At 71.0% G+C, this 25,799-nt stretch carries 23 protein-coding genes; 10 read left to right on the top strand and 13 right to left on the bottom strand.

Features of this window, described 5'->3' with window-relative positions:
* Nucleotides 1-6: 6 nt before the first annotated feature.
* Both OG542_RS12475 and OG542_RS12470 read right to left on the bottom strand, forming a co-directional pair.
* Entirely contained in the window at nucleotides 7-756 is a 750-nt protein-coding gene (locus OG542_RS12475; RefSeq protein ID WP_311127771.1) for an ABC transporter permease, read from the bottom strand.
* A gap of 29 nt (nucleotides 757-785) precedes the next feature.
* A complete protein-coding gene (locus OG542_RS12470) occupies nucleotides 786-1,568 on the bottom strand; it encodes an ATP-binding cassette domain-containing protein (RefSeq protein WP_328410666.1) in 783 nt (260 codons plus the stop codon).
* A gap of 80 nt (nucleotides 1,569-1,648) precedes the next feature.
* On the opposite strand from OG542_RS12470, the gene OG542_RS12465 reads away from it, so the two are divergent.
* The 4 genes from OG542_RS12465 (at nucleotide 1,649) to OG542_RS12450 (ending at nucleotide 6,511) form a co-directional block, all read left to right on the top strand.
* A complete protein-coding gene (locus OG542_RS12465) occupies nucleotides 1,649-2,290 on the top strand; it encodes a TetR/AcrR family transcriptional regulator (protein WP_311127773.1) in 642 nt (213 codons plus the stop codon).
* Between the two features lie 128 nt (nucleotides 2,291-2,418).
* Nucleotides 2,419-3,267, top strand: a complete 849-nt coding sequence (locus OG542_RS12460) for a 3-hydroxyacyl-CoA dehydrogenase family protein (protein WP_328410663.1) — start codon at nucleotides 2,419-2,421, stop codon at nucleotides 3,265-3,267.
* A gap of 150 nt (nucleotides 3,268-3,417) precedes the next feature.
* Nucleotides 3,418-3,741, top strand: a complete 324-nt coding sequence (locus OG542_RS12455; RefSeq protein WP_003993003.1) for an STAS domain-containing protein — start codon at nucleotides 3,418-3,420, stop codon at nucleotides 3,739-3,741.
* Between the two features lie 268 nt (nucleotides 3,742-4,009).
* Entirely contained in the window at nucleotides 4,010-6,511 is a 2,502-nt protein-coding gene (locus OG542_RS12450) for an ATP-binding protein (RefSeq protein ID WP_328410661.1), read from the top strand.
* Between the two features lie 84 nt (nucleotides 6,512-6,595).
* Here the strand turns inward: OG542_RS12450 and nucS are convergent, their stop codons facing one another.
* Nucleotides 6,596-7,267, bottom strand: a complete 672-nt coding sequence (gene nucS / locus OG542_RS12445; protein ID WP_184590411.1) for an endonuclease NucS — start codon at nucleotides 7,265-7,267, stop codon at nucleotides 6,596-6,598.
* 253 nt (nucleotides 7,268-7,520) lie between these two features.
* On the opposite strand from nucS, the gene OG542_RS12440 reads away from it, so the two are divergent.
* The gene (locus OG542_RS12440; RefSeq protein WP_030246492.1) at nucleotides 7,521-7,913 is read left to right on the top strand and encodes an SCO5389 family protein; all 393 of its coding nucleotides are present in this window, start codon (nucleotides 7,521-7,523) and stop codon (nucleotides 7,911-7,913) included.
* Between the two features lie 84 nt (nucleotides 7,914-7,997).
* Here the strand turns inward: OG542_RS12440 and OG542_RS12435 are convergent, their stop codons facing one another.
* Nucleotides 7,998-9,026 (bottom strand): LLM class flavin-dependent oxidoreductase, encoded by a 1,029-nt coding sequence (locus tag OG542_RS12435; RefSeq protein ID WP_328410659.1) that lies wholly within the window; start codon nucleotides 9,024-9,026, stop codon nucleotides 7,998-8,000.
* Between the two features lie 252 nt (nucleotides 9,027-9,278).
* Between OG542_RS12435 and OG542_RS12430 the strand changes: the two genes are divergently transcribed.
* Nucleotides 9,279-9,611 (top strand): ATP/GTP-binding protein, encoded by a 333-nt coding sequence (locus OG542_RS12430; RefSeq protein ID WP_261683981.1) that lies wholly within the window; start codon nucleotides 9,279-9,281, stop codon nucleotides 9,609-9,611.
* Nucleotides 9,612-9,617: 6 nt separating this feature from the next.
* Here OG542_RS12430 and OG542_RS12425 read toward each other — a convergent pair whose 3' ends face one another.
* From OG542_RS12425 to mce, 7 genes are all read right to left on the bottom strand, one after another.
* A complete protein-coding gene (locus OG542_RS12425) occupies nucleotides 9,618-10,529 on the bottom strand; it encodes an ABC transporter permease subunit (RefSeq protein WP_328410657.1) in 912 nt (303 codons plus the stop codon).
* A complete protein-coding gene (locus tag OG542_RS12420; protein ID WP_328410655.1) occupies nucleotides 10,526-11,935 on the bottom strand; it encodes an ABC transporter ATP-binding protein in 1,410 nt (469 codons plus the stop codon). Before OG542_RS12420 ends, OG542_RS12425 begins: the two co-directional genes overlap by 4 nt.
* A gap of 148 nt (nucleotides 11,936-12,083) precedes the next feature.
* Entirely contained in the window at nucleotides 12,084-12,854 is a 771-nt protein-coding gene (locus OG542_RS12415; RefSeq protein ID WP_311127779.1) for an ABC transporter permease, read from the bottom strand.
* A 2-nt stretch (nucleotides 12,855-12,856) separates the two neighbouring features.
* Entirely contained in the window at nucleotides 12,857-13,819 is a 963-nt protein-coding gene (locus OG542_RS12410; protein WP_328410652.1) for an ABC transporter ATP-binding protein, read from the bottom strand.
* 85 nt (nucleotides 13,820-13,904) lie between these two features.
* Nucleotides 13,905-14,840, bottom strand: coding sequence for a coiled-coil domain-containing protein (locus OG542_RS12405; RefSeq protein WP_193480907.1), 936 nt, complete (start codon nucleotides 14,838-14,840; stop codon nucleotides 13,905-13,907).
* 276 nt (nucleotides 14,841-15,116) lie between these two features.
* Complete coding sequence (gene scy, locus OG542_RS12400; protein ID WP_311127781.1) at nucleotides 15,117-19,031, bottom strand: polarized growth protein Scy; 3,915 nt, start codon at nucleotides 19,029-19,031, stop codon at nucleotides 15,117-15,119.
* 210 nt (nucleotides 19,032-19,241) lie between these two features.
* Nucleotides 19,242-19,682, bottom strand: a complete 441-nt coding sequence (gene mce, locus OG542_RS12395; RefSeq protein ID WP_328410648.1) for a methylmalonyl-CoA epimerase — start codon at nucleotides 19,680-19,682, stop codon at nucleotides 19,242-19,244.
* A gap of 148 nt (nucleotides 19,683-19,830) precedes the next feature.
* Between mce and OG542_RS12390 the strand changes: the two genes are divergently transcribed.
* Nucleotides 19,831-21,054 carry an acetyl-CoA C-acetyltransferase gene (locus tag OG542_RS12390; RefSeq protein WP_193480905.1) on the top strand — a complete coding sequence of 408 codons (1,224 nt, stop codon included), beginning with the start codon at nucleotides 19,831-19,833 and terminating at the stop codon, nucleotides 21,052-21,054.
* Between the two features lie 46 nt (nucleotides 21,055-21,100).
* A complete protein-coding gene (gene meaB / locus OG542_RS12385) occupies nucleotides 21,101-22,057 on the top strand; it encodes a methylmalonyl Co-A mutase-associated GTPase MeaB (RefSeq protein ID WP_184591835.1) in 957 nt (318 codons plus the stop codon).
* A gap of 333 nt (nucleotides 22,058-22,390) precedes the next feature.
* Here meaB and OG542_RS12380 read toward each other — a convergent pair whose 3' ends face one another.
* Nucleotides 22,391-23,047: a PepSY domain-containing protein gene (locus OG542_RS12380; protein ID WP_328410645.1), complete on the bottom strand. Its 657-nt coding sequence runs from the start codon at nucleotides 23,045-23,047 to the stop codon at nucleotides 22,391-22,393.
* Nucleotides 23,048-23,163: 116 nt separating this feature from the next.
* Here OG542_RS12380 and OG542_RS12375 point away from each other — a divergent pair, with 116 nt between their 5' ends.
* Together OG542_RS12375 and OG542_RS12370 are read left to right on the top strand one after the other, a co-directional pair.
* Nucleotides 23,164-23,826 (top strand): response regulator transcription factor, encoded by a 663-nt coding sequence (locus tag OG542_RS12375; protein ID WP_328410643.1) that lies wholly within the window; start codon nucleotides 23,164-23,166, stop codon nucleotides 23,824-23,826.
* Nucleotides 23,823-25,232 (top strand): ATP-binding protein, encoded by a 1,410-nt coding sequence (locus OG542_RS12370; RefSeq protein WP_311127785.1) that lies wholly within the window; start codon nucleotides 23,823-23,825, stop codon nucleotides 25,230-25,232. The genes OG542_RS12375 and OG542_RS12370 overlap by 4 nt, the downstream gene beginning before the upstream one ends.
* A 28-nt stretch (nucleotides 25,233-25,260) precedes the next feature.
* On the opposite strand, the gene OG542_RS12365 is transcribed toward OG542_RS12370, so the two are convergent.
* A complete protein-coding gene (locus tag OG542_RS12365) occupies nucleotides 25,261-25,737 on the bottom strand; it encodes a MarR family winged helix-turn-helix transcriptional regulator (RefSeq protein WP_328410640.1) in 477 nt (158 codons plus the stop codon).
* Nucleotides 25,738-25,799: the final 62 nt, after the last annotated feature.

The following is a 25,799-nucleotide window of genomic DNA, read 5'->3' as shown; positions in this document are numbered from 1 at the left end:
GCGTAGTTACGCTCCGGCGGTTCGGAACACGCGTGTGCCCACTGTCACGGACAGAGCCGTGAGCCCGACGGCCACCAGGACGCCGTACAGCATGGGTGCCGTCGCGTAGCTGCCGACGTAGGCGTCCCGCACCGCGTCCACCAGATAGCGGAACGGCATGAGGTGCGACAGGACGTCCAGCCAGGCCGGGCCCAGGGTCATCGGGAGCATCAGGCCGGACAGCAGCATGGACGGCATGGTCAGCGCGTTGATCGCGGGACCGAAGCTCTGCGGGGTGTCCAGCTTCATGGCCAGCGCGTACGACAGCGAGGCCAGCGAGAGCGAGAGCAGGGCGACGAACCCGAAGCCGATCAGCACGCCGGCCAGAGGGGCCCGCAGACCCATCGCCATCGCCGCCAGTACCAGCAGCACCGCCTGGAAGACGAACACCGTGGCGTCCCGCAGCACCCGGCCCAGCAGCAGGGCCAGCCGGCTGACCGGGGTGACGCGCATACGTTCGACCACCCCCTGTCCCTTCTCGATGATGATCGAGAAGCCGGCGAACGACGCCCCGAACAGGCCCAGTTGAAGCAGCAGGCCGGGGACGAGCACCTGCCATGAGCTGCCCCGCTCGCCGAGCGGCAGGTCCGTGAGCAGGGGACCGAAGAACAGCAGGTACAGCAGCGGCATCAGGACGCCGAAGAGCAGCGCGAAACGGGAGCGCAGGGACTGGCGGAGATAGCGCCCGTAGACGAGCGCGGTGTCGTGCAACAGCATCGGGAGTCCTCTGGATCCTCTCGAGGGGCCTATACGGCGACGGGGGTCTGGTCGGCCGGCGCGGCACTGCGGCCGGTGATGGCGAGGAACGTGTCCTGGAGCGAGGCGTCGAGCGAGCCGCCGTACCGGAGCTTCAGCACGCTCGGGGTGCCCTCGGCGACCACCACCCCCTGGTCGACGACCACCAGCCGGTCGGAGAGGGCGTCGGCCTCGTCGAGGTAGTGAGTGGTCAGGAAGACGGTCGTGCCGTGCTCGTCGCGCAGCCGGCGCACCAGATCCCACAGGTCGGCACGGCTGCCGGGATCGAGACCCGTCGTCGGCTCGTCGAGGAACAGCACCTTCGGGCGGTGGGTGAGCGCCATCGCGATGTCCAGGCGGCGCCGCTGTCCGCCGGAGAGCGCGGCGCACTTGCGGTCGAGCAATTCGGTGAGGCCCAGGTCGCGGGCCAGTTCCTCGGCGCGCTCGGCGGCCCGCGCCCTGGTCAGGCGATACAGGCGCCCCTGGGTGATCAGCTCCTCCCGCGCGGTGATCTGCGGATCGACCCCGCCGGACTGCGCCACGTAGCCGCAGGCCCGCCGCACCCCCGCCGGGTCGGTCGCCAGGTCGTGGCCCGCGACGGTGGCTGCCCCGCCGGTCGGTTCCAGCAGGGTCGTCAGCATCCGAAGGGTCGTCGTCTTGCCGGCGCCGTTCGGGCCGAGGAAGCCGAGGATCTCGCCCTCGCGGACGGTCAGGTCGATGCCGCGCACGGCCTGCACCGGGCCGCGTTTCGTCTGGAAGGTACGGGCCAGACCGGCCGTACTGATGATTGCCATGCCCCACAGAAAAACAGAGTCTCTTAAAGTTTGCAATGACTCCAAATTTTCAGAACCCCCAGGGAAGCTAGGATTCGGACATGGCTGAGGGGCTCAGGGAACGGAAGAAACGCGAGACCAGGCAGCGCATCTCGGACATCGCCACCGGGCTGTTCCTGGAGCACGGGTTCGTGACCGTGACGATCGCGGACGTGGCGGAAGCGGCCGACGTCTCCGTGAACACCGTCTACAACTACTTCCCGGCCAAGGAGGACCTCTTCTTCGACCGCTCCCAGGGCGTCGTCGACCGCCTCTCCCGCTGGGTGCGCGGCCGGGACCCGGGGGAGTCGGCCACCCGGGCGGTACTGCGCGAGCTGCGCGCCGAGACCGAGGCCGTCTCGCCCCGGATGGGTCTCATCGAGGGCTACGACCGCTTCATGCGCTGCATCGACGAGGCGCCGCCGCTGCGCTCCCGGCTGTGGAGCATCCAGCAGGAGCTCCAGGACAACCTGGAGGCGACCCTCCGCGAGGAGGCCGGCGCCGGTGACGGCGACCCGCTGCCCGGGCTGATCGCCGGTCAGATCTGCTGGATCCACGGCACCGTCTTCGTCGCGATCGGCCGCGAGATGGTCAAGGGGCGCAACCCGGACGAAGTGTCACGAGAGATGCTCGTCCTCCTCGACGACATCGAGGAGCTGTTGAGCGAGAAGGTGCTCAACTACGCCGTACGAGACCCCGAATGACCCGGCCCGGTGTGATGTCCGTCATGTGAGACGTGACGCGCGTTACTTAGCGGTCACACAGCGCCTCACGAGCGCTAGTGTCCGCCCGAGAGGCATACATAAGAGCCGTGTCAGCAGGGAGTCGTAACGTGGCAGGGAAGCTCGCCGTCATCGGAGCCGGCCTCATGGGAGCCGGTATCGCCCAGGTCTCGGCGCAGGCGGGCTGGGACGTGGTCCTGCGCGACGTCACGGACGAGGCGCTGAAGCGGGGCACCGACGGCATCGAGGCCTCGTACGGCAAGTTCGTCGCCAAGGGCAAGCTGGAGGCGCACGACGCCGACGCGGCCCTGGCCCGGATCACCGCCACCACCGACCTGGACGCCGTGGCCGACGCGGACGTCGTCGTGGAGGCCGTCTTCGAGAAGCTCGAGATCAAGCACGAGATCTTCCGCGCGCTCGACAAGCTCGTGAAGGACGAGGCGATCCTCGCCTCCAACACCTCCGCCATCCCGATCACCAAGATCGCGGCCGCGACGGAGCGCCCCGAGCGGGTCGTCGGCGCGCACTTCTTCTCGCCGGTGCCGATGATGCAGCTGTGCGAACTGGTCCGCGGCTACAAGACCAGCGACGAAACCCTCGCCAAGGCCCGGGAGTTCGCCGAGTCGGTCGGCAAGACCTGCATCGTCGTCAACCGCGACGTCGCCGGCTTCGTGACGACCCGTCTCATCTGCGCCCTGGTCGTCGAGGCCGCGAAGCTGCAGGAGTCGGGCGTGGCGAGCGCCGAGGACATCGACCTCGCCTGCAAGCTGGGCTTCGGTCACGCCATGGGACCGCTGGCGACGGCGGACCTGACGGGCGTCGACATCCTGCTGCACGCCACGAACAACATCTACACCGAGTCCCAGGACGAGAAGTTCGCGGCTCCCGAGCTGATGCGCCGGATGGTTGACGCCGGTGACATCGGACGCAAGAGCGGGCAGGGCTTCTACAAGCACTGAAACCGCACATGCCCCGGGGGCATCACACCCCCGGGTGAATTCGGTATCGGTTCGCTTACAGGAAGCAACCTCTGCCGCCTCCACACAGTCAGAGGTTGCATCACCGGCATCAGAAACGCGGAGCACGAGACGCACGCACGGGGAGCGCATATGCACATCAGGGGCGACCACGCCGAGCTGGTCGTCGGGGGCCGCCTCGACGTCCGGAGCGCGGCGGACGCCCGTACGGTCCTGCACTCGGCCGTCGACGACGGCGTCGGCGACCTCGTGCTCGACCTGTCCGAACTGGACTCCTGGGACGCCACCGGACTGGGTGTGATCATGGGAGCCCACCGGCGGGCCGGCCGCTGCGGCCGGCGCCTGGTGCTGCGCGGTGTACCGCCGCAGATGCAGCGCCTGCTGGTGGCCACCCGCCTGCACCGGATCCTGGCGATCGAAGGGGGCATCGGGGTGGAGACACTGCCCCGCGTGTGACGCCGACGAACGGGTGTGAACCGGGAGACCGGGGAGGACCCGGACGGACGTCGTCGAATCGTGCGACGCGCACAATCCTCACGAGACCGTGACGTCTCGGACGCCGCGGCACCCCGGACTGTCGTAGATACTGTGCGAAGGTTTAGGGTTCGGCTGCCCGCTGCCTTGCCACCCTTCGAGCGGGCCCGGACCAGAAGCGACAGCGCGGTGTGCAGCAAGGCCGGGAGGGGCTTTCACAGCACACACCCGCTTTTGGGGGGCTTGACTTATGGACCCGAACACCCGGGGACCCGAGGAGTACGGCCACGACGGCGACGGCCAGGGGCCGCGCCAGCGCCCGCCCCGGGAATCCCTCGCACCCGACTTCGCGCAGCACGCGCCCGCGCTCGCCCGGACGGTGCAGCTCGTCGCCGGCGACTTCCTGCTGACGGTCAACCCCGTCGACGGCAGCGAGATAGAGGCCTGCCCGCCCGCCGAACGGCCCGCTCGGCCCGTGAAGCTCACCACGGCCGAACGCGCCGAGGCCGAGCGCGCGGCCCGGCCGCCCGTCCCGCCAGGTCCCGCGCGTCCCGCCCTGCCGCTGCTGGCCCGCCAGGACGAACGCGAGCACCTGGTGCGCCTGCTCGCCCGCGGCCGCTCCGTCCGCCTCACCGGACCCGCCGGCTCGGGCCGCACGCGCCTCCTCGACCTCGTCGCCGAGGACTGCTCGGACCTCGCCCCCGACGGCGTCGTCCGCCTCAACGGCTTCGGCCGCACCTCCGGCGACCTGCAGTACGAGCTGTTCCACGCCGTCTTCAGCGCCCCCCTGTACCGCCCGGACCGGGACGAACTGCTCACCCACCTCCGTGAGATCGGCGCGGTCGTCGTCCTCGACGACATCGAGTTCGGCGGCGCCGCGCTCGACGAGCTGCTGGACGCGACCCCGGAGTGCGCCTTCCTGCTGGGCGCCACCCCGGACGTGCCCGCTCCCTCCGCCGGCGCCGCCGTGGAGGAAGTCGTCCTCGGCGGCCTGGAACGCGCGGCCGGACTCGACCTGCTGGAGCACGCCGTCGGCCGGTCCCTCACCGAAGAGGAGTCCAACTGGGCGGGCGACCTCTGGTTCGAGTCCGAGGGCCTGCCGCTGCGCTTCGTCCAGGCCGGTGCCCTGCTGCGGCAGCGCGACCGGCTGCGCGCCGGGACGAGTGCCGTCGACGAGTCCGGCGTCGAGGACGTGCCGTCGGCCGAGGCGTACGACGCCGCCGAGGGCGACGACGTACCGCTGCCCGCCCTCGGCGAGGCCGCCGCCCCCGCCCCGCTGCTCGCCTCCCGCCTGAGCGCCTCCGCCCGCGCCACCCTGCGGTTCGCCGTCGCCCTCGGCGGCGAGGTCCCGCACCAGGCGCATCTGCCCGCCCTGGTCGGCGACACCCACGCGGACGCCGCCCTCGGTGAACTGGCCGTCTGCGGTCTGGTCTCCCCGGTCGGCTCCCGCTACCGGCTCGCCGCGGGCGTGCCGGCCCAGCTGGAGGCCGCCGGATACGCCGACGAGGCCGAGGCCCGGGCCCGCAGCGCCGCCCAGCACTACTCCTGGTGGGCCGGGCACCCCTCGGTCACCCCGGAGCGCGTGTGTGCCGAGTCCGACGCCGTCCTCGCCGCGCTGGCCGTCCTCGGGCCGGTCACCCAGCCGCCCGCGGAGGGAGAGGAGAGCGCGGCCGTGCACCTGGCCCGCACCGCCGCCCCCGCGTTCGCCGCCGGACTGCACTGGAGCGCCTGGGAACGGACCCTGCGGGCCGGCGCCGAGGCCGCCCGGCTCGCCGGGGACGTCGCCGAGGAGGCCTACTTCCACCACGAGCTCGGCATCCTCGCCCTGTGCGGCGGCCGGCTCGACCGGGCACGCGCCGAACTGGAGGCCTCCATCGGCCTGCGCGGCGCCCTGGCCGACAAGCGCGGCACCGTCGCCGGCCGTCGTGCCCTCGCCCTGGTCTCCGACCGCTCGGGCACCCCGATCGGGCTCGGGCCGACCGCGGGGGAGGAGGTGCCCGACGCCCGGTACGAGGAGTCGGCGTCCCCGGCCGGCGGTGTCCCGGCGGCCTTCCCGACGCTCCAGCAGCCCTCCTCGCCGACCGTGGTCACCCACCACAGCTCGTCCGCGCCCTCGCGCAAGGCCCGAGGCGGTCTCAAGGGCCTGGCCCGTCGCAACCTCGTGGCCGCGGGTGCCGGTGCCCTGCTCGTCGCCGTGCTCGGCACGGTGGTGACCCTCGGCGCCACCTCCGACAAGGACCGGAACCCGCCGTCCGACCAGGTCGGCGTCAACCCCTCGGCCAGCCAGGGCGCGGGCGACGGCAGCCTGGGCGCCGACCCGGCGGCGAACGAGGGCGGCGACACCGGCGCGGCGACCAGCCGCCCGACGGCCCCGGGGCCGGACGGCACGCTCGGTACGTCGGACGATCCGACGCCGACGGACGAACCGAGCGGTTCGCAGAGTCCGAGCGATCCGGCTTCGACGTCGAAGCCGCCGACGTCTTCGAAGCCTCCGACGACGTCCAAGCCTCCGACGACGTCCAAGCCCCCCACGACGTCCAAGCCGCCGACGACCTCGAAGCCGCCGACCTCGCAACCGCCCACGTCCGAGCCGCCGACCTCGCAGCCCCCGACGTCCGACCCGCCGCCGTCCTCGCCGACCACCTCCGACTCGGCCAGCGGCCCGGCCCCGAGCGCGCCCGCGAGCACCACCGCGAGCGCGCCGCAGAGCAGTGGCGCGGGCACGCCCAGCAGCTCCGACCAAGTGATCTGACACCCGTACAGACAGCAGGGCCGGGTCCGTTTCCACGGACCCGGCCCTCTTCGTCGGACGGGGTGTGTCAAAGGCGGGGGTGGGTCAGAACAGCCGCAGCTTGTCGTCCTCGATGCCGCGCATCGCGTCGTAGTCGAGGACCTGGCAGCCGATGCCCCGGTCCGTCGCGAGGACGCGGGCCTGGGGCTTGATCTCCTGGGCGGCGAAGACGCCGCGGACCGGCGCGAGATGGGGATCGCGGTTCAGCAGCTCCAGATAGCGCGTCAGCTGCTCCACGCCGTCGATCTCACCGCGCCGCTTGATCTCCACCGCGACGGTCTTGCCGTCGGCGTCCCGGCACAGGATGTCCACCGGCCCGATGGCCGTCGGGTACTCGCGGCGGATCAGGGTGTAGCCGTCGCCGAGTGTCTCGATGCGGTCGGCGAGCAGCTCCTGGAGGTGCGCTTCCACGCCGTCCTTGATCAGGCCGGGATCCACGCCCAGTTCGTGCGAGGAGTCGTGGAGAACCTCCTCCATCGTGATGATGAGCTTCTCGCCCGCCTTGTTGATGACGGTCCAGACGCCCTCTTCCTCGCCGGTGCCCTCCTTCAGCGTGCAGGGCGGCGACATCCAGTTCAGGGGCTTGTAGGCCCGGTCGTCGGCGTGGATCGAGACGCTGCCGTCCGCCTTCACCAGGATCAGGCGCGGGGCCGAGGGAAGGTGGGCGGTGAGCCGCCCGGCGTAGTCCACGGAACAGCGGGCAATGACGAGACGCATGGTCGGCAACGCTACTCGACGGGCGCCTGCCGACGCGATTCGCCCTGGAAAACACGTGTTCGGTAATGGCCGATTGTGTGCACGGTGTGCTCATTGAGAGTGTCTCATCTGCGCATTCTCCTGGTGCCGTCACCGTCGGTTGCTTACCGTATGAACGGGAGGTCGCGAGGTGTGTACGCAGCGTGTCCGGTATCGCGAACCTCCCCCATCTGTCCGGCAACCCCCGCTCGTTGGGGGTGCGAGAGGAGAACTCATGTCGCTCGACGTCTCACCGGCCCTACTCGAACAGGCCGAGCGAGGCGAGGTCGACGAAGCGGAATTCGTCGACTGCGTCCGGACCTCCCTGCCCTATGCGTGGGAGATGATCAGCTCCCTGGTGGCCCAGCTGAAGGTGGACGGCGGTGCGTTCGCCGACAACCAGACGCCTCCGCCGGACGAGCAGGCACGCGGGCAGTTGCTGCGTGCGCTTGCGAGTGACGCGATACGCGGCGCGTTGCAACGGCACTTCGGTGTGCGGCTGGCTTTTCAGAACTGCCACCGGGTAGCCGTGTTCCCGCTTGACTCCTCGGTCGACGAGAAGCTGGGCCGCTTCACCTCGGTCCGCAGCCAGGTGCTGAACCAGTCACCCGAGTTCCGGGACTGCTGACGCGGCGCCGCTTGCTTGCCGCTCCGTGCGGGGGAGGTGCGCTTTTGTACCGGAGCGGCAAGCCCCCAGGAATTCACCGCGCTCTCAGACGAGTTGGGGGAGCACCTCGGTCCCCAGCCGCCGTACGTTCTCCTCGGTCGCCGCCAGGTCCCCGGAGCCCTCGACGAGCAGGGCGAAGCGGGAGATGCCGGTCCGCTCGCTGGTCGCCGCCAGCCGGTCGGCGCACAGCCGCGGCGTCCCCACCGGGTGCAGCCCGCAGAGCAGTTCGGTGTACGCCAGTGGGTCGCGCATCCGGCGTGTGCGCCCGTCGACCGTGACATGCGCCTCCAGGCCCTGCTTCAGCCAGCCCGGCATCGCCTTCATGAGCGTCTCGGCCGCGTCGACGCGCCGGTCCGCGATCTGGCAGACGCCCGCCGACACATGGGACGCGCCGAGGATCTCCTCGGCGGGCCGGCCGCACGCCCGCGCGTGCTGCCGCCACAGGGCGACCATCTCGGCCTTCTCCTCGTCCCCCACATGCATCCCGAGCAACATCGAGAGACCGCGCTCGGCGGCCAGCCGCACGCTCGCCGGGGAGGTGCAGGCGACGACCAGCTCGGGCCCCTGGACGTCGGTCAGGGCCTCCGCGGGCCGGGGGACCACCGGGACTTCACGGAAGCGGAAGCGCTCCCCGTCGGCCGCCACGGACGGTTCGCGCAGCCAGCGCTCCAGGAGGTCCAGGCCCTCCGGGAACCCCTTCTCGTACGCCTCGAGGCCCGCGCCGAACACCTCCAGGTCGACCCATGGGCCGCCGCGCCCGACGCCGAGCGTGAACCGGCCGCCGCTCGTGTGGTGCAGCAGCGCGGCCTGTTCGCCGAGGGCCACGGGGTGGGCGGTGGGCAGGACGCTGACCGCCGTACCGACCCGGATACGGCGGGTGCGGCCGAGCAGAAAGGCGGCCAGAGTGATGGCCGACGGGCACGTGCCGTACGGCACGAAGTGGTGCTCGGCCAGCCAGACCGCGTGGAGCCCCGACTCCTCGGCCACCTCGGCCGAGCGGACCGCGCGGTGCAGCGCTTCTCCCTCGCCCTGACCGGGGAACTGGGCCGCCAACACGAAACTTCCAACGTGCATTGCTTTCCTGCTTCCTTGGCTCCGACACGGAGCTCCCCCACAGGGCATAACCGTCTGACACGTGCCGAGGACACGGCCGGGCGGAGTATTTTGCGGATTGTCTGCAGAATGGGGCGTTCCGCTGGGGGCCCGGCGAGCACCCGCCTCGCCCGGAGAGGGACTTGTGGCGATTGGTGCCGTACGCGTACCCTCGTCCGCGCCACGTAGGCTGGACACGGCCCGTGCTCCCTGTATAGCCCCGAGAGGTGTCCCGTGTCCCCGCGTCGTAACCGACCCAAGGATGCCGGTTCGTCCGGCCGGAGCGCCGAGGACGACAGCCCCGGCCGCTACGGCGGCTGGCAGTCCTCGGAGAACTGGCAGGGTGAGAACTGGAGCGTGCGGCATGTGGCCGGTGCGAGCGCGCAGGGCAAGTCGTACCGCTGCCCCGGCTGCGACCAGCTGATCCCCGACGGTGTGCCGCACGTGGTGGCCTGGTCCGAGCACACGGGCGTCGACGATCGCCGGCACTGGCACAAGGCCTGCTGGAACGCGCGGGACCGCCGCACCCCGGGGGTGCGGCGGTCCCGTAACTCGCCCAGATTCTGAGGGAACTCAGACGTCCCGCTTCTCCAGCAGCGCGAAGGCGGCGGCGAACGCGACGGCCGTCGAGGCGAGGATGATCCACAGCGGGTCCCAGCCCGACGGGCCGGACTCGCTGAGGGAGTTGGCGTAGAAGATGCTCAGCTGGTTCGGGATGGAGTACTCGAACAGGGCGTCGCGCACGGCCACCAGCGACTCCGAGAACATGAACAGCGCGATCACCAGCGGGGCGAGCACGGCGCCGATCATGATGGTGATGGCGCCCGCCGAGTGCCGGATGATCGAGCCGACGGCGAGCGAGAGCAGGCCCAGCAGCGCGACGTAGGCCGACATGCCGACCGTGGCCTTCAGCCACTCCCCGCCGGTGGGGGGCTTGGCGCCGTCGCCCTCCAGCATGGCGACGTGCAGGAAGGCGACGAGGGACGAGGACACCAGCGTCACCACGAACGCGACCAGGAAGAACACGATGGCCTTCGCCGCCAGCACCCGGCCGCGGCTCGGGCACGCGACCATCGTGGTGCGGACCATGCCGGTGCCGTACTCCGAGGCCGTGGTCAGCACGCCCAGCGTGATGAGGCACATGCTGCCCAGCAGCAGCCCGAAGAAGCCCAGGCCGAGCGGGCTCTCGCCGGACAGGGCCGGGTCGGAGTTCGCCACCACCACGCCGGTCAGCACGCCGATGCCGACGACGAGCAGGACGAACACGCCGAGCGTCCACATCGTGGAGCGCACCGACCTGATCTTCGTCCACTCGGAGGCGATGGCGTGCCCGAGGTGCGTGCGCACGACCGGGATCGGCGACGTGTAGCCGGGGTACGCCGAGCCGGAGGCGGGGTAAGCGGCGCCGGAGGCGGGATGCGTGGCACCGGGCGCCGCCTGCCAGCTGGGCGCGGCCTGCGGCGTCTGGGACTGGGGGCTGCTCATCGGGCGTCCTCGGGCTTGGTCAGGTCGGAGGTCGGGGCGGGAGCCGGCGGGGCGGCGGGCGCCTGTGGCGGCACGGGCGGCTGGGCAGCCGCCTGCGGGGCGGCGGAGGCTGCCTGGCCGCCCTGCGGCGCCCGTGGTGCGGGCTGCGTCGGTGCCTGCGGTGCCTGCGGTGCCTGCGGTGCCTGCGGTGCCTGCGGTGCCTGCGGTGCCTGCGGCGCCTGGGGCGCGGGCTGGGCGTACGGGTTGGGTGCACCCGCGCCGGAGGCGCCAGGGGCGGCCGGAGCGGACCCGGGCGCGCCGGGAGTCCCGGGAGCCCCGTACGGGCCCGCCGGGGCCTGACCCGGCGCGCCCTGCGGCGGCATCGGGAGCGGCTGCCCGCCCTGCTGGGGCGGCGGCGGGGCGTACCAGTCCGGCTGGCCCTGCCCCGGCACCGGCATCGGCGGCTGCGCGCCGGGCGGCAGCGGCTGCTGGAGGCCTTCCTTCTGGTCGATGGTCGAGCGGTAGTCGACGGCGCCCTGCGTCATCCGCATGTACGCCTCCTCGAGCGAGGCCTGGTGCGGCGACAGCTCCCACAGCCGTACGTCGGCGGTGTGCGCGATGTCGCTGATGCGGGGGAGCGGCAGCCCGGTCACCCGCAGCGCGCCGTCCTGCTCGGGCAGCACGTGCCCGCCCGACTCGGTGAGCGCGGCCGACAGCTTCTCGCGCTGCTGCGGCTCGGTGTCGGGGGTGCGGACCCGCGCGAAGTCCGCGGAGTTCGCGGAGATGAAGTCCGTGACGCTCATGTCGGCGAGCAGCTGTCCGCGCCCGATGACGATGAGGTGGTCGGCGGTCAGCGCCATCTCGCTCATCAGATGGGAGGAGACGAAGACCGTACGGCCCTCCGATGCCAGCGCCTTCATCAGGTTGCGCACCCAGAGGATGCCCTCGGGATCGAGGCCGTTGACCGGCTCGTCGAACAGCAGCACCTGCGGGTCGCCGAGCAGCGCGGCGGCGATGCCGAGCCGCTGTCCCATGCCGAGCGAGAAGCCCTTGGACCGCTTCCTGGCCACGTCCTGCAGACCGACGACCCCGAGCACCTCGTCCACACGCCTGGCCGGGATGCCGGACAGCTGCGCCAGGCACAGCAGGTGATTGCGGGCGGCCCGGCCGCCGTGCACGGCCTTGGCGTCCAGCAGGGCCCCGACCTGGCGGGGGGCGTTGGGCAGCTTGCGATACGGATAGCCCCCGATCGTCACCTGCCCGGCCGTCGGGTTGTCCAGGCCGAGGATCATCCGCATCGTCGTCGACTTGCCCGAGCCGTTCGGCCCGAGGAAGCCGGTGACGGCTCCGGGCCGCACCTGGAAGGAAAGGTTGTACACAGCGGTCTTGTCGCCGTAGCGCTTAGTCAAACCGACTGCTTCGATCATGCTCCGCACCCATCGCAAGGTTCAGGACAGCGGGGCACACGCCCCCCGTAAGGGTTAGGAGGATATCGAGGCGCTGACGGTTCCGCCCAAATCAAAGTAAAGGGTGGGGCCCCACGCGCCCCGACATCCTCCTTCAGACCCTGCCGGCTCAGGCGTCGCGCTTCTTCAGCAACACGTACCCGCCGATCAGGGCCGCGAGCACCCACAGCCCCATGATTCCGAGGCCGCCCCATGGCCCGTACGGGGTGTCGTCGTCGATCGGCGTGACCACCTGCATGATCTTGCTGCCGGCCTGGTCGGGCAGATACCGGCCGACCTTCTTCGTCGCGTCGACATTGCCGAGGATGTTGGAGATCAGGAAGAAGAACGGCATCAGGATGCCCAGCGACAGCATCGGCGAGCGCAGCATCGCGGCGACGCCCATGGAGAACATCGCGATGAGTGCCATGTAGAGGCCGCCGCCGAGCACGGCCCGCAGCACACCCGGGTCGCCGATCTCCGCCCGGTGCCCGCCGAGCATCGCCTGCCCCAGGAAGAACGCGGCGAAGCTGGTGACGAGACCGACCAGAAGGGCGAGACCACTGGCCACCGCGATCTTGCTGAACAGAAAGGAGCCGCGCTGCGGCACGGCGGCCAGCGAGGTGCGGATCATGCCGGTGCTGTACTCGTTCGACACCACCAGCACGCCGAACACGATCATCGCCAGCTGGCCGAGGCTCATCCCCGCGAAACTGATGAACGTCGGATCGAACTCCGCCCGGTCCCGTGCGTTCATGCTGTCGAACTCGTTCTTAGAAAGCGCCGAGATCAGCATGCCGAGGGCGACCGTCACGACCACCACCAGCGAGAGCGTCCACACCGTGGACGCCACTGACCGGATCTTGGTCCACTCCGACCGTACGACCTGGGTCGTCGCCATGCTCAGCCCCTCTTCCAGCCGTCGCCCCACTGCTGCTGCTGTGGCGGCTGCGGGCTCGTCTCGCTGTGTGCGTGGTACTCCACCGACTCCGCGGTCAGCTGCATGAACGCCTCCTCCAGCGAGGCCTGTTGCGGGCTCAGCTCGTGCAGTGTGAGACCGTGCTGCGCCGCCAGCTCGCCGACGTGCTCGGCCTTGCCGCCGTCCACCTCCAGCACCCCTTCGCCGCTCTCCACGGCCACGATCCCGGCCTGGTGCAGCACATCGAGCAGCCGCTCCCGCTGCGGGCTGCGGACCCGGACGTACGACCGTGAGTTGCGCGCGATGAAGTCGGCCATGGAGGTGTCCGCGAGTAGCCGGCCCTGCCCGATGACGACGAGGTGCTCGGCCGTCAGGGCCATCTCGCTCATCAGATGGGAGGAGACGAACACGGTCCGGCCCTGCGCGGCCAGCGATTTCATCAGGGTGCGGATCCAGTGGATGCCCTCGGGGTCGAGGCCGTTGACCGGCTCGTCGAACATCAGGATCCGCGGGTCGCCGAGCAGCGCGGCCGCGATGCCGAGCCGCTGCCCCATGCCCATCGAGAAGCCCTTGGTCTTCTTCTTGGCGACCGCCGTCAGCCCGACCGTCTCCAGCACCTCCCGCACCCGGCCCTGCGGAATGCCGTTGCTCTGTGCGAGGCACAGCAGGTGGTTGTAGGCGGTGCGCCCGCCGTGCCAGGCCTTGGCCTCCAGCAGGGCGCCGATGTACGTCAGCGGGTCCTTGAGCTGCTGGTAGTGCTTGCCGTCGATACGGACGTCGCCGGCGGTGGGGTGGTCGAGACCGAGGATCATCCGCATGGTCGTGGACTTGCCCGCGCCGTTGGGCCCGAGAAAGCCGGTGACGATGCCTGGTCTGACGGTGAAGGACAGGTTGTTGACCGCCACCTTCTCGCCGTAACGCTTGGTCAGCCCCTCGAGCTCAATCATGCCGCCACGCTAGAACGGGACAAAGCCCTCTGCCACCCGAGCGGCAGAGGGCTTTTCGGAGATTCAGACTCCGTATGCCCGCGTGTTACCGGGACTGCTGGGCCGGGACCCCACGGGAGATCGGCTCGTCCTCGGCCGGCGTACCGGCGGCGGCGACCGCTGCGCCCGTGAGCGTCGCGAGCATCTCGCGGACGTTCGTCAGCTGGGCGTTGATGCTGTCGCGGCGGTTGGTGAGGGCGGCCAGCTCGCGCTCGGATTCCGAACGGATGCGGTCGGCCTTGGCGTTGGCGTCGGCCACGATGTCCTCGGCCTGGCGCTGGGCCGTCTCCACCGTCTGGCGGGCGCGGCGCTCGGCGTCCGTGCGCAGCTTCTCCGCCTCCAGACGCAGCTGCTCGGCGCGGTGCTCGATCTCGGCGAGGCGCTTCTCGGCCTTGGCCTGACGGGACGCCAGGTCGCGCTCGGACTGCTCGCGGCGCTTGGCGAGGTTCGTCTCGAAGTCCGCGGCGGCCTGAGCGGCCTTGGCGCGGGTCTCCTCGAAGAGGGCGTCCGCCTCCTCGCGCTTGGACTGCGCGTCCTTCTGCGCCTCGGAACGCAGCTGGGAGGCGTCACTCTTGGCCTTCTCGACGATCCGCAGGCCCTCGTCCTCGGCCTTCGCCTTGCGATCCGCGGAGTACGCCTCGGCGTCGTTGCGCACCTGCTGGGCCGCCGACTCGGCGAGCTCACGGTGCTGCTCGGCCGCGCGCCGGGCCTCCTCGCGCAGGTCCTTCGCCTCTTCCTCGGCGAGGCGGAGAATCTTCTCCACGCGCGCACCGAGACCCGCGTACGACGGCTCGGCGTCGGTGACCTGGGCCTGGGCGTTCTGCGTCTCGAGGTGGAGCTCTTCGATGCGCTTTTCCAGAGCGGTGATGCGGGCGAGAGCGCTGTCACGGTCGGAGACGAGCTTGGAGATACGTTCGTCCACCTGAGCGCGGTCGTATCCACGCCGCACAAGCTCGAAGCCGTAGGGGGAAGTGTCGCTCATGGGGTTCCTGTCGAATGAGACCGGTGAGGTGATAGGTGGAATCCTAGGGGCCGAAACGGTGTGTCATCGAGCGGATGCGCGTTTGATACGGAAAATGAGACCCCTTTTGGGTGGCTAAGCGGCAGGGGGCTTGCCAAAACTTGGTCAAAGCCCCCGGATGACACCGGAATCGACCTGCCGTTCGGGGCGTCTCTCGCTGTGGGAGCACCCCATCGCCCCCGCGCAGCCATGGCCCCGAAGCGTCCGCCCAAGTGTGGCACGGCCCACCGGAAGGCCCTAGCTTTCCGAGGACTTGCCACCCGAACGGGGTGCGCCCACTGTCGCGCCCGCCTTGACTCCGTTGTCCTTGCCCCCGGCCGGGGCCTCGAAGGACTCCAACGCCTCCAGGACGTCCTGGACACGTGAGATCTCGGCGTTGATGTCCTCCCGGCGGCGGACCAGAACCTCCAGCTCGCGCTTGCCCTCCTCGACCGTGCGCTTGGCCTCGCGGATCGCCTCGGCCTTGAGCTCCTCGGCCTCCCGGACCAGCGTGGACTTCTTCTGCTCGGCCTCCTTGAGCAGCCCCTCGGCCTTCTTCACCGCGGCGATACGGACCTTGCCCGCCTCGGAGTTGGCCTCCGAGACGATCTCCTTGGCCTTCGCCTGCGCCTTCGCGAGCTGCTCCTCGGCGGCCTTGACGAGCGCGTCGCAGCGGTCGCCCGCCGACTTCATCGTCTCGGCCGACTCCCGGCGGGCCCGCTCGTGCAGTTCCTCGATCTCACTCGTGATGCGGTCGCGCAGCTCCTCGGCGCGCTCCCTGATCTGCGTGGCGTCCCGGCGCGCGCCGACCAGCAGCTCGTCCGCGTCCGTACGGGCCTTCTCCACCAGCGAGTTGCCCTCGACCGTCGCCTCGGACACCAGCCGGTCGGCCTCCGTGCGGGCCGCACCCACCATCGTGTCGGCCTGCGACTCGGCCTCCGCCGTGGTCTTGTGCGCCTGCTGCTGCGCCTCGCTCAGCAGCTTGTCGGCCTCGGCCGTGGTCTCCGTGATGAGCTTGTCGACCTGCTCGGCCGCCTCGGAGCGCCGCTTGTTGGCGTCCTTGCGGGCCTCGTCCAGCGTGCGGTCGGCCTCCTCGCGCGCGGTGGCGACGAGCCGCTCCGCCTCCGCCTCCGCGTCGGCCTTGACGCGCCCGGCCTCGCTGCGGACCCGCTCGGCGTGCTGCTGTGCCGAGCCGACCGTCTCGGCGGCCTCGGCCCGCAGCCGCTCCGCCTCTCCGGTGGCCTCCCCGACCAGCTGGTCGGCCTTGGCGACCGCCTCGGACCGGACCCGCTCGGCCTCGTTCAGGGATTCGGTGCGGACCCGCTCGGCCTCGGCGACCGTCTCCATCCGCAGCCGGTCCGTCTCCGTGACCGTCTCGGACGTGAGCCGCTCCGCCTCGTTGCGCGCCTCGGTGATGAGGGTGTCCGCCTGCGTCGCCGCGTCCGACCGGATGCGGTTGGCGTCCTCACGGGCATCCGCCCGGGTGCGCGAGGCGTTCTGCTCGGCCTCGGCGATGGCGTCCGACGCCTCCGTGCGCACCCGCTGGGCGTGCTCGGAGACCTCCGCACGGATGCGCTCCGCCTCCGTGATCGCCTCGGACATCGTGCGCTCGGCGAGCGCCTTGGCGGCCTCGGTCTCCTCGTGCGCCTCGCGCCGCAGCCGGCCGGCGTCCTCGCTCGCCCGCTCCCGCTCCGCGTAGGCGTCGGTACGGACCCGGTCCGCCTCCTCCTGAGCCTCCCGCCGCGTCCGGTCCGCGACGTGCTCGGCGGCGCTGCGCAGCCCGGCGATCTCGTCCTGGGCCTGCTCGTGCAGCCCCGCGACGGAGTCCCGTACCTGCTGGGCGTGCTGTTCGGCGGCCGACACCATCTCCGTGGCCCGCCGGTCGGCCTCCTCGACCAGCCGCACGGCCTCGGTCTGCGCCTCCTCCACGCGCTTGCGCGCCGAAGCCAGCAGCTCCTCGCTCTGCTCGCGGGCCCGCTCGCGCTCCTGGTCGGCCTCCTGCCGGGCGCTGCCGAGGAGCTCCTCGGCCTCGCGGCGCCGGCGGTTGGCCTCCTCCTGGGCGGCGGCCAGCGTCTCGGACGCCTCCGTGGCGAGCCGCTCGGCGGCGGCCTGCGCCTCCGCGCGCATCCGGTCGGCGCTCTCCTGCGCCTCCGACTTCAGCCGCTCGGCCTCGTTCGAGGCCTCCGAGCGCAGGCGTACGGCGACGGCCTCGCCCTCGGCACGCGAGGCGGACGCGTCGGAAGCGGCCTCATCGCGCAGCCGCTCGGCCTCTGTCTCGGCCTGCTCCCGGAGCGTACGGATCCGCTCGGCGGCCTCGTCGCGCAGCCGCTCGTTCTCCTCGGCGGCCTCGCGGCGGATCCGCGCGGCCTCCTCACGGGCGTCCGACAGCGCCTGCTCGGCGGCCGTCAGCCGCTCCTCGGCCTCCGTCTGGAGCCGCGTCAGCTCCGCGGCGGCCTCCGTACGGCGGGCCTCTATGGCGCGCTCGGTCTCCTCGTGCAGCTCCACCACCGCGCGCTCGGCGTCCGCCTTGAGGGCCTCGGCCTGCTCGACGACCTCCTCGCGGTGCCGCTCGGCCTCCTGCCGGGTGCGCTGAAGGGTCTCCTCGGCCTGCCGGCGCAGGGTCGTCGCCCGCTCGATGGCCTCGGTGCGGACCTTCTCGCTGTCCCCCTGGGCGTTCGTGCGCAGCTCGTCCGCGTCCGCCTTGGCCTTGGCGAGCAGCTCCTCGGCGGACCTCGCCGCCTCCTCGATCTGCGCTACGGCCTCCTTGCGGGCCTCGGCGCGGATCTTCTCGCCCTCTTCGACGGCGTCCGCCCGCAGCTGCTCGGCGTCGCCGCGCAGCCGACGGGCCTCCTCCTGCAGCTCGACCGTCTTGGCGCGGTACTCCTTGGTGTCGTCCTTCGCCGTGCCCTTGAGCTCCTCGGCGATGTCGTGCGCCTCGGCGCGCAGCCGGTCCGCCTCGGCCTCGGCCTCAGAGCGGATCCGCTCGGCCTCCTCCGCTGCGGCCTTGGTGGTCTTCTTGGCGTCCTCGGACGCCTTGTTGAGGACCTCCTCGGCGGTCCTGGCCGCCTTGGAGAGCTGGGTCGCGGTCTCCTCGGCGGTGGACGTACGGGCCTTCTCGGAGGCCTCCGCGACGATCTTCTCGGCCTCGGCGCGGGCGTCGGCGACGAGCTGCTCGGCCTCGGCCTTGGTGTTCTCGAACTCCTTCGTGGCCTCCTCGACCAGCCGGGCGACCTGCTCCTTGGCGGTGCGCGTACGCGTCTCGTTCGCGGACTCGGCGCTGGCCAGGGCCTTGGCGGCGGCCTCCTTGGCCTCCGTGACCAGCTTCTCCGACTCGGCCTGCGCCTTGCGCAGCGCCTCCTCGGCCTCGGCCATCCGCTGCTCGGCGGCCTTGCTCAGCTCCGTGGCCTCGCGGCGCGCGGACTCCGACTCGGTGGCGGTGGACGTCCGCAGCTGCTCGGCGTGGTCCGTGGCCTCCTGGGCCTGCGAAGAGGCGGCGTTGAGGAGCCGCTCGGCGTCCGTACGGGCGCGGCGCAGGATCTGCTCGGCCTCGGCGCGGGCTTCCTCGGCCGAGTTCGTCAGCCGCTGCCGGGCCTCGGTCGCAAGCCGCTCGGCCTCCGCGCGGGCCGTGGCCAAGGCCTGCTCGGCCTCGGCCCGGGACTCCTCCAGCAGGCGCCGGGCCTGCTGCTCCGTGCGGGCCCGCAACTGCTCTGCCCAGGCCACGTTCTCGTTGACGTGCGACTCGACCGTCTGGCGGCGCTCGGCCAGCTCCTGGTCGAGCTGTTGGCGGCGGGTCACCGCCTCCTGGTGCAGCTCCGACTGGAGCCGGGCCGCCTGCTCGGCGTGCTCCTGGAGGATCCGCTGGGTCTGCGCCCGGGCCTCGCTCAGCTCGCGGTCGGCGTCCGTCCGGATCTGGTCGGCCTGCATCTGAGCGTTGCGCAGCAACTGCTCGGCCTGCCAGCCGATGTCGCCCCCCTCGAAGGAGGGCCGGGACATGATGGTGCGCCGCGCCTCGTGCAGCTTGGCACGCAGCACCTCGACCTGGTAGCCGAGGTCCTCGGCGTGCTGGATCGCCTTTTCCCGCTCGGTCTTCAGCCGCTTCATCTCGGCTTCGAACCGAGAGAGGTGGTCGACGTCAGCCGCCGGCTCTCGCTCCTGGCTCTCGTAGCCCCGCACTGCGCGGTCCCATCCGTCCCCTGGTCGCAACTCTCTCCAAACGAGCTCCGTCCATCCGCCGAACGGGGCCCCCGGGGAATGGTGTCAGATCATCGGCGGAGCATGGGCTGCTGCCCCGACGCTCGTCCCCCGAAACCCGGACCCCGGAATGCGATCGCCACAGATTGAGCGGCGACCGCACCCAACCCTACCGGCCCTTATGTACGAGGGTCAGTGCTCCTGTGACTCAACGGGCGCCGAAGTGACCAGTTCTGTCAGTACGCCATGACAGTCCTTGGGGTGAAGGAAGGTGATCCGTGACCCCATGGAACCGCGTCGCGGCTCTTCGTACAGCACGCGTACGCCCTTGTCGCGGATCCCGGCCGACTCTGCGTCCACGTCCGCCGTACCGAAAGCGATGTGGTGGACGCCCTCGCCGTTCTTGTCGAGCCACTTCGCGACGGTGGAGTCCGGGCGGGTGGGTTCGAGAAGCTGCAGGTACGAGGCGCCGCCGTCGGACGTATCGTTGATCTTGAGCATGGCCTCGCGCACGCCCTGCTCCTCGTTGACCTCGGAGTGGAACACCTCGAAGCCATAGGTGGCACGGTAGAACTCGACGGTCTTGTCGAGGTCGAAACAGGCGATTCCGATGTGGTCGATTCGCGTCAGCATGGATTCAGTGCAGCGCTCCGGAGGTGGTTACGCAACGTGCGCGCGATCACACCGACAGCCCGATGACGGGGTGGAGTACTGGTCAGTACATTCGAAGTAAACCCTCGTTCACTCCTCGGCTGTGCAGCCGGTAAGGGGATCGCAGCTCATGTCTTCTGGAACTCCTGGAACTTCTGGGACCAACGGCTCGACGTCCGTGATCGTGGCGGGCGCCCGTACTCCGATGGGGCGGTTGCTCGGGTCGCTGAAGTCCTTCTCCGGAGCCGACCTCGGCGGCTTCGCGATCAAGGCCGCCCTCGACCGTGCGGGGATCGGCGGCGACCAGGTGCAGTACGTGATCATGGGGCAGGTGCTCCAGGCCGGGGCGGGGCAGATCCCGGCACGCCAGGCCGCGGTCAAGGCCGGCATCCCGATGAGCGTGCCCGCGCTGACCATCAACAAGGTGTGTCTGTCGGGCCTGGACGCGATCGCGCTGGCCGACCAGCTGATCCGCGCGGGTGAGTTCGACGTGGTTGTCGCCGGCGGTCAGGAGTCCATGACCAACGCCCCGCATCTGCTGCCCAAGTCCCGCGAGGGCTTCAAGTACGGCGCCGTCGAGATGATCGACGCCATGGCGTACGACGGGCTGACCGACTCCTTCGAGAACGTCGCCATGGGCGAGTCGACGGAGAAGCACAACACCCGGCTGGGCATCGGCCGGGCCGAGCAGGACGAGATCGCCGCGCTGTCGCACCAGCGGGCCGCCGCCGCGCAGAAGAACGGCCTGTTCGACGCCGAGATCACGCCCGTCGAGATCCCGCAGCGCAAGGGCGACCCGGTGCTTTTCAGCAAGGACGAGGGCATCCGGGGCGACACGACGGCCGAGTCGCTCGGGAAGCTCCGGCCGGCGTTCGCCAAGGACGGCACGATCACCGCCGGTTCGGCGTCGCAGATCTCCGACGGCGCTGCGGCCGTCGTGGTGATGAGCAAGGCCAAGGCCCAGGAACTCGGCCTGGAGTGGATCGCCGAGATCGGGGCGCACGGGAACGTGGCCGGGCCGGACAACTCGCTGCAGTCCCAGCCGTCCAACGCGATCCTGCACGCGCTGAAGAAGGAGGGGCGGGGCGTCGAGGATCTCGATCTCGTCGAGATCAACGAGGCGTTCGCGGCGGTGGCCGTGCAGTCAATGAAGGATCTTGGGGTGTCCACCGAAAAGGTGAATGTCAACGGCGGTGCCATCGCCCTGGGGCACCCGATCGGGATGTCCGGTGCCCGGCTCGTGCTGCATCTCGCGCTGGAGTTGAAGCGGCGGGGCGGTGGCGTGGGCGCGGCCGCGCTGTGCGGTGGCGGTGGTCAGGGTGACGCGCTGATCGTGCGGGTACCGAAGGTCTGAGCACCGGTTTTCGGTTTCGGGCCTTTCCTTCATGAACGGAGCTGTGATGCAGGACGTCTCCACGCTGGTCGCCCAGGCCAGGGAGGGCCGGCCGCGGGCCGTGGCCCGGTTGATCTCCCTGGTGGAGGGGGCGTCCCCGCAGCTGCGGGAGGTCATGGCGGCGCTGGCGCCGCTGACGGGTGGGGCGTATGTGGTGGGGCTGACCGGGTCGCCCGGGGTCGGCAAGTCCACGTCCACGTCGGCGCTGGTGACGGCGTATCGCAAGCAGGGGAAGCGGGTCGGCGTGCTCGCCGTCGACCCGTCGTCCCCGTTCTCGGGCGGGGCGCTGCTCGGGGACCGGGTGCGGATGTCGGAGCACGCGTCGGATCCCGGTGTGTACATCCGTTCGATGGCGACGCGGGGGCATCTGGGCGGGCTCGCGTGGGCCGCGCCCCAGGCGATCCGGGTGCTGGACGCTGCGGGCTGTGACGTGATCCTCGTCGAAACGGTGGGGGTCGGGCAGTCCGAGGTGGAGATCGCCTCGCAGGCGGACACGTCCGTGGTGCTGCTGGCGCCGGGGATGGGGGACGGGATCCAGGCGGCCAAGGCCGGGATCCTGGAGATCGGCGACGTGTACGTCGTGAACAAGGCCGACCGGGACGGGGCCGATGCGACGGCCCGCGAGCTGAACCACATGCTGGGGCTCGGGGAGTCCCGGGGGCCGGGGGACTGGCGTCCGCCGATCGTCAAGACGGTCGCCGCGCGGGGCGAGGGCATGGACGAGGTCGTCGAGGCTCTGGAGAAGCATCGGGCCTGGATGGAGGAGCGGGGGGTGCTCGCGGAGCGGCGGGCGTCCCGGGCGGCGCGGGAGGTCGAGACGATCGCGGTGACGGCGCTGCGGGAGCGGATCGGGGATCTGCACGGCGACCGGCGGCTGGGGGCGTTGGCCGAGCGGATCGTGGCCGGGGAGCTGGATCCTTATCGGGCGGCTGATGAGCTGGTGGCGGGGTTGACGGAGGGGTGAGTGGCGCGGGTGTGTGCGTGTAGCGCCTGATCGCCGGTGGTGGGTCGGGGCCGTGTCGGGGGGTGTTCGTCCTCGGAACGGCGCGATGGGGTCTCACGCCGACTGACTGTTCGTTGACGCGCCAACCAGCTGCGGGCGGACACCCCCCCGACACGTCCCCTTCCGTGCGTACCTAGCTGCGGGCATGCGTGCCGCTAGGGCGGCACGGGTGGGCGGTGGGGGTCCCCCCGCTCGAGCGAAGCCGAGAGTGGGGGAGGCACCCCGCTCCGCCGGGTTGCGCAACGCCCCGGCGTCAGCGGAGACGCCGGGGCGGTTGAAATTGGCAGTGGCAGGTCAGTCCTGGTCGTCGGTGTCGTCCTGGTCGTCCGCGCGGTCCGCCGTGACCTTGCCCGTGTTGAGGTCGATCTTCCAGTCCTGCTCGGCGCCGCCGGACTTGCGGGTCTCGGCCTCCCAGGACTTGTTCTTGCCGTCCTCGTCCAGGTCGACGGACGTCACCGTGCCCTTGCCGGCGGCAGCCTTCGCGGCCTGCTCGGCCGTCACGGAGGAGCCCTTCAGGGCCGCCCGGACCTGCGCCGTGTCGTCCTCGTCGTCGGTGTGCGCACCGAGGACCTTGCCGTTGGACGGGTCGACGTGGACGCTGTGCCAGGTGTTGTCACCGGACAGGACGTCGACCTTCCAGATCACCTTGCCGCTGTCGTCCTCGTCGTCCAGCTCGGCGGACACGACCGTGCCGGACGTGTGCTTCAGCGCGGAGGCGATCGCCTCGGGCGCCGTCACGTCGCCGGAAGCGGCCTGCGCGGCGTCGTCGTCCTGGCCCTTGTCGTCGTCGCGGTCGTCCTGGTCGTCGCGGACGTCGTCGTCCGACAGCCGCGTGTTCGCCGTCTGCTGCGCCGAGCCCCCGCCGTCTCCCGTGGTCGCGAGGGCCGTGGCCGTACCGCCTCCGATCAGAGCGGCAGCGGTCACAGCGGCGATCACGATGTTGCGCTTCATGGGGGTTCCTCCCGAGTCGTTTCGTTTTCGACGTGTTCCAAGGTGGCTGATCGAGGCTGAGAGGAACCTGAAGCCCCCTGAAGGGATCTTCAGCTTGCCTTTGCGACTCTTTACCCATGCGCCTGTTGATCGTGGAGGACGAGAAGCGGCTGGCCCTGTCGCTCGCCAGGGGCCTGACGGCCGAGGGGTACGCCGTGGACGTCGTCCACGACGGACGGGAGGGACTGCACCAGGCCTCGGAGGGGGCGTACGACCTGGTGATCCTCGACATCATGCTGCCCGGCCTCAACGGCTACCGGGTCTGCGCCGCCCTGCGCGCCGCCGGGCACGAGGTGCCGATCCTGATGCTGACCGCCAAGGACGGCGAGTACGACGAGGCCGAGGGGCTCGACACCGGTGCGGACGACTATCTGACCAAGCCCTTCTCGTACGTCGTGCTCGTCGCCCGGATCAAGGCGCTGCTGCGGCGGCGTGGGGCCGGGGCCTCGCCCGTGCATGTGCACGGGGATCTGAAGGTGGACACCGCGGCCCGGCGGGTGTTTCTGGGGGAGGACGAAGTCTCCTTGACCACCAAGGAGTTCTCCGTGCTGGAGCAGCTCGTGCTGCGGGCCGGGGAGGTCGTGTCCAAGTCCGAGATCCTCGAACATGTGTGGGACTTCGCGTACGAGGGTGACCCCAACATCGTCGAGGTGTACATCAGCACCCTGCGGCGGAAGCTGCGGCCGGGGCTGATCCGGACCGTGCGCGGGGCCGGGTACCGGCTGGAGACGTCGCCATGAGGCGGCTGTTCGGGTCCGTCCGGGCGCGGGCCACGCTGGGAGCCACGCTCGTGGTCGCGGTGGCGCTCGTCGCGGCCGGCGCCGCCGTGCTGCTGTCGCTGCGGTCCAACCTGATCGGCGAGGCCGGGACGCAGGCCGAGCAGTCCGCCCGGGCCGTCGCCTCCGAACTCGCCGCCGGGACGCCGTACGACAAGCTGTCCGGGCTGGACGGTGACGACGGGCCGGTGCAGGTCCTCGACGAGCACAAGCGGCTGGTCGCGGCCAGTGAGGATCTCCAGAAGATCAGCGGCACCGACTCCGACCGGGTGAAGCCGCAGCCGCCGGCCGCGCTCCGCGGAGACGAGGACGACGACGCCGACGACCACGAAGAGGCTCTCGAACCCGGGGAGATCGCCGGGGAGAGCCTCTTCAGCAACGGGTCCGCGACGATCGACGGCGAGGCGGAGGACTACCGGTTCGCCGCCGTGAAGGTGGAGACCCAGGACCGGGGGACCCTCAAGGTCTACGCCGGTTCGCCGCTGGCCGCCGAGCACGGGGCCGTGCGGAGCGCCCTGACGGTGATGCTGATCGGCTTCCCGCTGCTGCTCGGGGTCGTCGCGGGAGTGACCTGGCTGGTCACCCGGCGGGCGCTGCGTCCGGTCGAGGGCATCCGGACCGAGATGGCCGCGATCACCCAGTCCCAGGACCTCGCGCGCCGCGTTCCGGAGCCGGACACGCACGACGAGATCGCCAGGCTGGCCAGCACCACCAACGAGACGCTCGCGGCGTTGGAGACCTCCGTGGAACGGCAGCGGCGCTTCGTCGCCGACGCGTCCCACGAGTTGCGGAGTCCGATCGCCTCACTGCGCACGCAGCTGGAGGTGGCCGCCGCGCATCCCGAGCTGCTGGACCTCGACGGGGCCGTGGAGGACACCGTACGGCTCCAGCGGCTGGCCGCCGATCTGCTGCTGCTCGCCCGGCTGGACGCGGGGGAGCGGCCCAACGACGCGCGGGTCGACCTCGCAGGGATGGCCCGGGAGGAGGCCGAGGGGCGGACGGGTGTGACGGTGGACGCGGAGCCGGTGGACGTGGCCGGATCACGGGGGCAGCTGGGGCGCGTCCTCGCCAATCTGCTCGACAACGCCCAGCGGCATGCCCGGTCGGCGGTCACCGTGAGCGTGCGGCGGGAGGGTGACCGGGCCGTGGTCGGTGTGGCGGACGACGGGGACGGGGTGCCCGACGTCGACCGGGAGCGGATCTTCGAACGGTTCGTACGGCTGGACGCCGCCCGCAGCCGGGACGACGGCGGTGCCGGGCTGGGGCTCGCCATCGCCCGGGATGTCGCCGTACGGCACGGCGGCACGCTCACGGCCGGACGGGGGCCCGCAGGCGGAGCCCTGTTCGAACTCCGCCTGCCGCTCGCCTAGCCGGACCGGCCCGGGTGTGCCGTCAGGGTCAGGGGCGCCCGCGCTGTCCGCGCAGGTGCTCCGCGATGGGCTTGAGGGCCTTGTCGAGTTCCGCCAGGGCCTCGGGGGACAGCAGGTCGATGAAGTGCCTCCGCACGGACGCCACATGGTGGGGCGCCACCTTCTGCATCGTCGCCATGCCGTGGTCGGTGAGGACCGCGTAGAGCCCCCGGCGGTCGGATTCGCAGTTCTCCCGCCTGACCAGGTTCGCGTTCTCCATACGCGTGATCTGGTGCGAGAGGCGGCTCTTGGACTGGAGGGTGGCGGAGGCGAGGTCGCTCATCCGCATCCGCTGGTCCTCCGACTCGGAGAGGTTCACCAGGATCTCGTAGTCGTTCATTGTCAGGCCGAACGGCTGCAGGTCCTTTTCGAGCTGGTACGTCAACAGCCTGTTGACCTCCAGGTGGGTGCGCCAAGCGCACTGCTCCGCATCGGTCAGCCAGCGCGTGGCCGTCTCGGTCTCCATGAATGAAGTCTACCTAAAAGGTTGAAAGGCGAACTAGTGAGGGTTTTCGTGTGACGTCGCAC

The sequence above is a fragment of the Streptomyces violaceus genome, assembly GCF_036014075.1.
In the GTDB taxonomy this organism is placed as follows: Bacteria; Actinomycetota; Actinomycetes; order Streptomycetales; family Streptomycetaceae; genus Streptomyces; species Streptomyces violaceus.
Note: the sequence above shows the minus strand (reverse complement) of the source record. Positions and strands in the feature narration are given on the sequence as shown.